Raw genomic sequence first — 1,852 nt, forward strand, 5'->3', positions numbered from 1 at the left:
TGAAACAGTGAAGTAGTGAAGTAGTGAGACAGTGAAGCATTGAGGTAGTGAAAACCGCATCACCAGATAACCGAACCACCATATCACCAAATAACCAAATAACCGAACCACCGAACCACCGTATAACTGAACCACCGTATCACCAGATAACCACATCACCAGATAACCACATCACCGCATAACCGAACAACCGTATCACCGTAAAACCGAACCACCACATCACCGCATAACCGAACAACCGTATCACCGCATAACCGAACCACCGCATCACCAAATAACCGCATCACCAAAAACCAAACGCTAACAATACAAATTAAATGGGCATTAAGAACACATCTAAAATATACATCGCAGGCCATAGGGGCTTGGTCGGGAGTGCCATTTTAAAGAACCTGAAGGCCAAAGGGTATTCGAATTTCGTGACCCGAACCCATAAGGAGCTCGATTTAACCGATAGCACGGCCGTAGCAAATTTCTTTGCTGCCGAAAAACCGGAGTATGTGTTTTTGGCAGCGGCCAAAGTAGGGGGCATCGTGGCCAATAATACCTATAGGGCAGATTTTATCTATGCCAACTTAATGATCCAGAATAATGTAATCCATCAAGCTTATGTGCATGGCGTAAAAAAATTGATGTTTTTGGGGAGTACCTGTATTTATCCTAAAAACTGTCCACAGCCGATGAAGGAGGAGTATCTGCTTACTGATACTTTGGAGTATACCAATGAGCCTTATGCCATTGCCAAGATTGCGGGCATAAAAATGTGCGAAAGTTATAACGTACAGTATGGGACCAACTTTATCTCGGTAATGCCCACAAATTTATACGGTCCCAATGATAATTTTGATTTGGAAAGATCCCACGTACTACCGGCGTTGATCCGTAAAATGCATTTGGGTAAGGCCCTTGAAAATGGGGATTGGGCCGCCATACGCAAAGATTTGGACCAATTACCGATCGAAGGTGTCGACGGTTCGGCGGATAAGGATGTGATATACAGTATTCTCGACAAGTACGGAATACAACAAAAGGAGGATTCGGTACATCTGGAAATATGGGGTAGCGGGAAGCCCATGCGGGAGTTTTTATGGAGCGAGGATATGGCCGATGCCTGTGTGTTCTTGATGGAGAACAGGGACTTTACGGACTGTTATGCCAAGAATACCAAAGAAATACGGAATACCCATATCAATATCGGTACAGGGGAGGACCTCTCTATAAAAGCGCTGGCCCAGGTCATTAAAAAAAGCATTGGGTTTAAGGGAACCCTCTTTTTTAATGCCGATAAACCGGATGGTACCATGAAAAAACTGACCGATCCTTCAAAACTACATGGGCTGGGTTGGAAACATACCATTGATTTGGAAGAAGGTGTGGCAAAGGTATATCAATGGTATACCCGTTAATAAGCAATTTTAGATTTTCACCAAACGTTGTTTCCTTCAGCTTCATCTTTCTTGCGATCAGGAAAGGCTCCTTCATGGCTTTAAAAATGTCGATGTATTGGTAATAGTGCTTTACCTTTTTTAATTTTTCCGAATTCTAAAGATGAATAAGGCAGTGTTGCCCATTTTTTTACTATTAACAGGTTATTTAGGGGTATCCCGAATACCCTAGATCGAACAGAATCTTCGAATCCTATGAAATTTAGAAATTCGTTTTTCATTATTCCAATTTCCTTGCTTTTTCACATGGCAACCATAAACCTATTGTTGTATGTGTTTACTCCTGAGACGTATCTTAATGCATTTAGCATTGTATATGTGAATGTCACTTGGGTGATGGTGACCCATATGCTCAATTTTTATCCCACGGCAAGGCGGGAAGGGTTTATGACCAATTTCAGTAATTT

General features: G+C 42.1%; 1 protein-coding gene and 1 pseudogene. Both read left to right on the forward strand.

The window, feature by feature from the left end:
- Window positions 1-323 precede the first annotated feature (323 nt).
- Entirely contained in the window at window positions 324-1,406 is a 1,083-nt protein-coding gene (locus tag WBM98_RS19130) for a GDP-L-fucose synthase family protein (protein WP_424367618.1), read from the forward strand.
- Window positions 1,407-1,640: 234 nt separating this feature from the next.
- Window positions 1,641-1,852 (forward strand): annotated as a pseudogene (locus tag WBM98_RS19135) (undecaprenyl-phosphate glucose phosphotransferase); the annotation flags it as partial.

The sequence above is a fragment of the Maribacter sp. genome (genome assembly GCF_049667165.1).
Lineage (GTDB): Bacteria > Bacteroidota > Bacteroidia > Flavobacteriales > Flavobacteriaceae > Maribacter_A.